Origin of the sequence: Ensifer sp. ENS08, assembly GCF_014852195.1 — a bacterium.
Classification (GTDB): domain Bacteria; phylum Pseudomonadota; class Alphaproteobacteria; order Rhizobiales; family Rhizobiaceae; genus Ensifer; species Ensifer adhaerens.
In genome coordinates this window covers 49,070-56,241 of record NZ_JACVBF010000027.1, presented here as the reverse complement: position 1 = coordinate 56,241, position 7,172 = coordinate 49,070, and the positions used below count along the sequence as shown (strand labels likewise).

Below are 7,172 nucleotides of genomic sequence, written 5' to 3'. Positions count from 1 at the left end.
TTCCACTTCGGCCCAGGCCACCTGGCCGATCGTTTCCTCGTTGGCCGGGTCGATGACGGGAATGGTCTTGCCGGAACGCGCCGGCCGCCAGGCGCCGTCGATATGAAGCAGGATGTCTGGGTAGTGAACCATGGGAAACCCTTTACTGAATGAAGTTCGCCGCTTTGAGCGCGATGCCGTAGGATCAGGTCAATGGGGAACAGGTCGCCTGGCCAGGCGACCTTGAGATCTGGAGATGGGGACGTGGCCGCCCCGTTGCAAGGCGGCAACCCTATTCGGGGCGAACTGAAGACGCTCCGCTCGCAGACGTCAACCCCCTGGCTACCTTCTCGAACTCGTCTGCGTATTGCTAGCCCGATCAGGGGAGCGCCGATGTGGCCTGCGGCTGACCGCCGAAGTGGGCAATCATGAGCCTGCACAGGCTTTCCATTGCGGGTCCGCGGACCCGATCGATCCGGCGGATCGTGTAGAGGGGGAGAAGCGGGCCGGGGAGACCGTTGCGGGCCGCGAGTGGCACCTCGCAGAGCCGCCCTTCACCAAGATCTGCCGCGACCAGCCATAGCGGCAGATGACCCCACCCGGCCCCGGCAAGAATGAGGGCGTGTTTGGTCGCAAGGTCGCTGACCCTCAGCGTTTGCTGCGAGAAGACTGCGTAGCTCACCGCCTGCGCATCGGCTGCAGGATCCGCAACGACGATCTGCAGATGGTCGGCAAGGTCGACCGTCGTCAGGCCAACGGTTCCGTCGCGGGGTGCGGCCAGGGGATGACCGCCGGCGCATACCGGAACCATGCCCGGAAAGGCTGCGACCGCCTCGCTGGCGATATGTGCGTCCGTTTCCTGTGCCGCCGTCAGGCCGAGGTCGCAGTCGCCGTCGAGCACCAGGCTCAACGCCATCGTCATCGGCGCCGTCACAAGCTCCACCCGCACGCCGGGATGGGCGCGGGTAAAATCGCTGATGACCCGTGCAATATCCGGCAGAGGAAGCAGCGGGTCGAGCGCCACGCGCAGCGCCGATTCCATGCCCTGATTGAAGCCGTTCGCCTTGGCCCGCAGCGCGTCGGCCTTTATCAGCAAGGTCCTGGCTTCTGCAAGCAGGGTCGCTCCGGCCTTCGTCAATTCGGGGCGGTGCTGGGAGCGGTCGAACAGCGGCAGGCGCAGTTCCGTTTCGAGGTTCAGGATGGCGCTGCTGAGGCCGGATTGGGCACGCCCGAGCGCGCGCGCTGCCGCCCGGAACGAACCGTGGTCGACGACGGCGACGAATACGCGCAACTGGTCGAGCGTCAAGGCATCCAGCATGATCGGCCATCCCGATCAAAGTGATCGATATTTGAGCAATTACATTGATCATTTGAATTGGGCAATGCTCCGCCCACGGGTTAAGGGAGCAGGCAATGGAACGGCCGATCATCAATCACACCTCCGACACGCGGGAGGCATGCGACTGTGATCGCATCACCGTCCGTATCTTCGCCTCTTCCGTCCCGTGCAACGTCGATGAAGCTTCTATCGCCGGCCGGCCGCCGGACGAGGCTTTCCTGCTGCTAGGGCCTGGCGTGGATCCGGTATTTCGCACCCACGTTTCCGGATCTGTCGCCCAGGCTCTAGCGGTCGGGTACCGCACCGTTGGGAGCACGCCGTGATGCCGCGCATGCGCCCCATTCCCGCAATCGGCCAAGCTCGTGGCGTATCGTCACCTGATGCCCGCGATGTCAGTGCCGTTCTCGCGCTCGTCGCCCGGGTCGAAGAGACCCAATGGCTCCGGGACGTCGACGGTTTCGTCTCGTTGCTGGCGCCACAGGCCGTATGGACAACCGCATTCGGGCGCCAAATCGTCGGTGCGCCGGCAATCCATGCCTTCACCGCCGCCGTACTCCCGAACCTGTTTCGCGATTTTCAGGCGCTCTACGACGTCGAGCGCATCACCTTCCTGCATGCGGATGTCGTCGCGGTGAACGTGCGGCAAATTCCTGTCGATGCCGAAGGCAACCGCCGGCCGGGCGAGGACGAGGGGCGGCCGCTCTATATTCTTCGACGCCACGATGGCGCCTGGAGGATCGTTGTCGCCCAGAACACCACGCACCAGAACGAAAAGATCGCCGCCCAGCAGCGGGCGGTGGATGAAGCAACCAGCGGCGAGACCCAAGCACATGAATGAAAGATCTGCCGGCCACGCCACCTTCGTCATTCGCCGCAGCTACGCCGCAACACCGGCGACCGTTTTCCATGCCTTTGCGGATCCCGCCACCAAACGACGCTGGTTCTTCGAAGGGGAGGGGTGGACGGTCGACGAATTCACCTCGTCTTTCGAGGTCGGCGGCCGCGAGCACAGCCGCTTCCGCTTCGGAAACGGCCCGGTCATGTGCAACGACACGATCTATCTTGAGATCGTTGCGAATAAGCGCATCGTCTTCTCCTACACGATGACCGTGGCGGGAAGGCCGATTTCGGCTTCTCTCGGAACCCTCGAATTTTCCGCTGACGGCGAGGGAACGCGCCTCAACTACACCGAGCAGGCCGCCTTCCTCGATCGTCTCAACGAGCCGGGCGAACGTGAGGTTGGGTTTCGCGAATTGTTTCAGGCGCTTGCCGACGAAGTCGAGCGCGCGCCGGCCGATGCCTGACGGACGGAGGAACCGTCACCACTGAAGCGATGGCCGTCAAAACCTGATGAACGACACCCGAAGATGAACAATTTTTAATTGTTTTTCAGAGTGTTGCGCCATTGAAGCGGCCACATTTAGGCCCAGCTTCCGATAGTCGGCACCACCTATCGCCGCGTGCCGACAGCAAGGTCTGCGGAGGCGCCGATGCTCAGCCGATCAAGTGTCACGTGTCGTATCGCCGTCGTTCTTCTCGCAATCGCGGCCGTCGGGTTCGTGGTGGCGCGCAAGCCCGTGCCGAGCGAAGCGAAATTGCCAGCCAACGCGGCCGTCAGTACCAAGCGTGGCGCCGTGTCCGTGCAGACGGCGACAGTGACGCTTAAAGATGTTCCCGTTGTCGTCCATGCCCTGGGCAACGTGCAGGCCCCCGATACCGTGGAAGTGGGCGCGCGCATTGCGAGCCAGATCACGGCCATCCACATCAAGGACGGGCAGATGGTCAAGGCGGGCGACCTGCTGTTCACGCTCGACGACCGCACGATAAAGGCCGGGCTTGCCCGTGACCAGGCGATCGTCGCCAAGGATACCGCGCAGCTTGCCGACGCCAACACGGAACTCGAGCGTGCCAAAACCTTGCGCGACGACAAGACCGGCACCCAGCAAAGCTATGACACCGCTCTCTCGCTTCAGCAGGCGGCGCAGGGGACTCTGGATGCCGATCGCGCCACCGTGGATGCCGATCAGGTCGCGCTGAGCCTGACCGAGATCACCGCGCCGATCGGTGGACGCCTGGGCGCCGTGCAGGTCGCGCTCGGAGATCTTGTCGGCCAATCGGGCGCGACATCGAACAATCTGGTGACGATCACGGCGATCGACCCGATCGACGTTACGTTCCGCCTGCCGGAAGAGCGCTTGCAGACGTTCAAGGATCTGATTGACCGCGGGACGCCTCCACTGGTTCGTGCCAGGTCGAGCGGCACGCAAACAGTGATCGGCGAAGGCGTACTCGATTTCATCGATTCTGCCGTCGATACCGCATCCGGCACCATCGCCATGCGCGCGACCTTCCCCAATACCGCTCAGAAGCTCTGGCCGGGCCAGTTCGTGGATGTCGATATCGATCAGGCGCAACTGCATCAGGCGCCTGTTATCCCGAGCGTTGCGGTCCAGCCCGGGCAGGACGGCCCGTTCGTCTTTGATGTGAAGGATGACAACACGGTCGAGACCCGCGCCGTGTCCGTGCTGGCCGACGACGGCAAGGAGGCCGCCATCGGCACGGGCCTTGCCGCCGGTGACCGGGTCATCATCGAAGGACAGGCGCGGCTGAAGTCGGGTGATGTCGTTGTCGCTGCAGGCGCGGCCGATCTGGCCGCGGATTAGGATTTGCCATCATTCGGGAGTGCGTGAAATGCCGCTGTCCGAGTTCAGTATCCGCCGCCCGATCGCGACCATATTGTTATCGGTCGCGCTCATCCTGGCAGGCGTTTTCAGCTATCTCGTCCTGCCGATAGCCGCGCTTCCGCGAACGGATTTCCCGGTCATCAACGTTTCTGCCTCGTTGCCCGGCGCCTCGCCCGAGACCATGTCGACGTCGGTCGCCATTCCACTGATCAAGCAGTTCGCCACCATCGCCGGGATCGACACGATCTCGACGACGAATGCACTCGGCTCGACATCGATTTCAATCGAGTTCGTGCTCGGGCGCAACATCGATGCCGCCGCCGCCGACGTGCAGGCAGCTATCACCAGGACGCTCAGGCTGCTGCCACAGGACATGCCGGCGCCGCCAAGTTACCGGAAGGTCAACCCGGCGGATGCACCGGTTTTGCTCCTGGCGCTGAAGAGCAGCACCGTGCCGCTCACCACCCTCGACGCCATCGCGCAGCAGGTGATTTCGCCCACGCTTTCGGTGCTCGACGGGGTGGCGGAAGTGTCCATCTTCGGCAGCCAGCAATATGCCGTGCGCATTCAGATGCATCCTGACGCGCTTGCCGCGCGCGGCATTTCCGTCGACCAGTTGAGGACGGCGGTTGCGGCGGCGAACGACAATTCGCCTCTCGGCACCGCGCAGACCAGCGATCGTCAGGCGGCGATCGTTGCGAACACGCAGCGCATGAATGCCGCCAGTTTCGCGGATATCATCGTCAAAAGCGTCGACGGCAAGCCCGTGCGGCTCGGTGACGTCGCGACGGTGATCGATTCCGTTGCCAACAACCAGACGGCAAGCTGGCACGACGGTTCGCGGGCGATCATCCTGGCCATCCAGCGGCAGCCGGATGCAAATACTGTTGAAGTCGTCGACCGGGTGCAGGCGCTTCTGCCGTCGCTTCGCCAGTCGCTTCCGGCCGCAGCCTCGATCGAAACGCTCAGCGACCGGTCCATGTCGATCCGCGGGGCGGTGCACGACGTCCAGTTCACCCTGATCCTCACCGTCGGCCTCGTGATCCTCGTCATCTTCGCCTTCGTTCGCCGCCTCTGGGCGACGCTTATTCCGGCGCTTGCCGTTCCGATCTCGATCATCGCCACCTTCGCGGCGATGTATCCACTTGGCTTTTCGATCGACAATATCTCGCTGATGGCGCTCACGCTTTCCGTCGGGCTGGTGGTGGATGACGCCATCGTCATGCTGGAAAATATCGTGCGGCACATGGAAGAGGACGGCATCGATGCCTTCTCGGCGGCGCTCATCGGTTCGCGTGAGATCGGCTTTACGATCATCGCGATTTCGCTGTCGCTCGTCGCGGTCTTCATTCCCGTCTTGCTGATGGGCGGCGTGATCGGCCGCATTCTCAACGAATTTGCGATCGTCGTCACCGTTGCCATCCTCGCTTCCGCCTTCGTTTCCCTTACCCTGACGCCGATGCTTGCAGCGCGGCTTCCGGCGAGGGCGGATGGAGCAGAGAAAGCGCGCTGGCTGCGGCAGCTGGATCTTGTATTCGAACGAGGTTTCGACGGGCTTCTGCGCGCCTATGAGCGGCTGCTATCGCTCTGCATAAAGGCGCGCGCGCTGGTGTTTCTGCTTTTCCTGTTTACCGTCGCGATCACGGGCTACCAGATCGCCACGATCCCGAAGGGGTTCTTCCCGCAGGAGGACATCGGCCAGTTGCAGGTTACGACCCAAGCACGCCAGGACATTTCCTTCGCCGCCATGTCGAAGCTCCAGTCCAATGTGGAGGCGGTGTTTGCCAGTTCGCCCTACGTGGACCATGTGGCAAGCACGATCGGCTCGGGCGGCGCGTCGAGCGCGCTCAACTCCGGTCGGCTGTTCGTCGAGCTAAAGCCCAAGACCGAGCGTCCGCCGCTTGAAACCGTCCTTGCGGATTTGCGCCGGAAGCTGGCGGCGATCCCCGGTATCCAGGCCTTCATGTCGCCGGTCCAGAACCTCTCGGTCGGATCGCGCGCGTCGGCCAGCCAGTACCAGCTGGTGCTCCAGAGCCTCGATCAGCCGTTGATGAACGAATGGGCGCAGAAGCTCCATGATGCGATGAGCGCGGATCGGACCTTCTTTACCGACGTCAACAGCGACCTTCAGATCAACGCTCCACAAACACGCCTCGTGGTCGACCTCGACAAGGCGGCAACGCTCGGGGTCAACGCGAGCGAACTGCGCACCACGCTCTATGGCAGTTTCGGTACCGAGCAGATCTCGACGATCTACACGGCGGGCGACAGCTACGAAGTGATCCTGGAACTCGATCCCTCGATGCAATGGTCAGCCGACAAGTTCGACGAACTGCGTGTCGGCAGTGCCAATGGCGGCCTTGTTCCGCTCGGGGCCTTCGCCCGGGTCGAGACCGTATCCGGACCGCTCACCATCAACCAGCTCGGCCAGCTGCCAGCGGTCACGCTTTCCTTCAACCTGCCGGCCAAGGTCGCCCTCGGTGACGCCCTTGCGGAGATCGACCGCCTCAAGGCAGAAATCGGCATGCCGTCTGAGGTGACGACCCGCAATTACGGCACCACGCAGTTATTCGAAGACGCCGCCGCCAACCAGGGTCTGCTGGTGCTGGCGGCGATCGTCACGATCTACCTCGTGCTCGGTATTCTCTATGAAAGCCTGATCCATCCATTGACCGTGCTTTCCGGTCTCCCGTCAGCCATATCCGGGGCGTTGCTTGCCATCCATTTCGGCGGTTTCGACCTCTCGATCATCGCTATTGTCGGCGTGCTAATGCTGATCGGTATCGTCAAGAAGAACGCCATCATGATGATCGACGTTGCGCTGACGCTGCAGCGCGCCGGTTCGCCGGCCGCCGAGGCCATCCATAAGGCTTGTGTCATGCGCTTCCGCCCGATCATGATGACCTCGGTTGCTGCGATCATGAGCACGCTGCCGATTGCGATCGGCAGCGGCGCCAGCGCAGAACTGCGCCAGCCGCTTGGGGTCGCCGTCGTCGGCGGCCTGCTGGTGTCGCAGCTTGTGACCCTCTTCGTGACCCCGGTCATCTATCTGTACATGGAAGATTTCATGCGGGTCGCTTCCCGCCTGGTTCGCCAGGGGCTGCAGATCACCAGGGGCGAACGACCGACTGCGGTCGACGATCAGCCGGGACACGGATAGCCCGGCGTTC

The 7,172-nt window shown here is 63.0% G+C and carries 6 protein-coding genes; 5 read left to right on the top strand and 1 reads right to left on the bottom strand.

Annotated features, from left to right (window positions below):
* Positions 1–358 precede the first annotated feature (358 nt).
* Complete coding sequence (locus IB272_RS33180) at positions 359–1,297, bottom strand: LysR family transcriptional regulator (protein WP_060521191.1); 939 nt, start codon at positions 1,295–1,297, stop codon at positions 359–361.
* Positions 1,298–1,392: 95 nt separating this feature from the next.
* Between IB272_RS33180 and IB272_RS33175 the strand changes: the two genes are divergently transcribed.
* The 5 genes from IB272_RS33175 to IB272_RS33155 all read left to right on the top strand — a co-directional run bounded on the left by IB272_RS33175 (position 1,393) and on the right by IB272_RS33155 (position 7,162).
* Positions 1,393–1,641: a hypothetical protein gene (locus tag IB272_RS33175; protein WP_060529873.1), complete on the top strand. Its 249-nt coding sequence runs from the start codon at positions 1,393–1,395 to the stop codon at positions 1,639–1,641.
* On the top strand, positions 1,641–2,156 hold the full coding sequence (locus IB272_RS33170; RefSeq protein WP_060580694.1) for an SgcJ/EcaC family oxidoreductase: 516 nt from the start codon (positions 1,641–1,643) through the stop codon (positions 2,154–2,156). Before IB272_RS33175 ends, IB272_RS33170 begins: the two co-directional genes overlap by 1 nt.
* Positions 2,149–2,622: an SRPBCC family protein gene (locus tag IB272_RS33165; protein ID WP_090302489.1), complete on the top strand. Its 474-nt coding sequence runs from the start codon at positions 2,149–2,151 to the stop codon at positions 2,620–2,622. Before IB272_RS33170 ends, IB272_RS33165 begins: the two co-directional genes overlap by 8 nt.
* Before the next feature lie 255 nt (positions 2,623–2,877).
* Positions 2,878–3,981, top strand: coding sequence for an efflux RND transporter periplasmic adaptor subunit (locus tag IB272_RS33160; RefSeq protein WP_348646843.1), 1,104 nt, complete (start codon positions 2,878–2,880; stop codon positions 3,979–3,981).
* 28 nt (positions 3,982–4,009) lie between these two features.
* Entirely contained in the window at positions 4,010–7,162 is a 3,153-nt protein-coding gene (locus tag IB272_RS33155; protein WP_192445795.1) for an efflux RND transporter permease subunit, read from the top strand.
* The last annotated feature ends 10 nt before the right edge of the window (positions 7,163–7,172 follow it).

Excerpts from the sequence above, each read along its gene's own strand:
- IB272_RS33155 (WP_192445795.1), top strand. The coding sequence starts at position 4,010 with ATGCCGCTGTCCGAGTTCAGTATCCGCCGCCCGATCGCGACCATATTG.
- IB272_RS33165 (WP_090302489.1), top strand. The coding sequence starts at position 2,149 with ATGAATGAAAGATCTGCCGGCCACGCCACCTTCGTCATTCGCCGCAGC.
- IB272_RS33180 (WP_060521191.1), bottom strand. The coding sequence starts at position 1,297 with ATGCTGGATGCCTTGACGCTCGACCAGTTGCGCGTATTCGTCGCCGTC.
- IB272_RS33170 (WP_060580694.1), top strand. The coding sequence starts at position 1,641 with ATGCCGCGCATGCGCCCCATTCCCGCAATCGGCCAAGCTCGTGGCGTA.
- IB272_RS33175 (WP_060529873.1), top strand. The coding sequence starts at position 1,393 with ATGGAACGGCCGATCATCAATCACACCTCCGACACGCGGGAGGCATGC.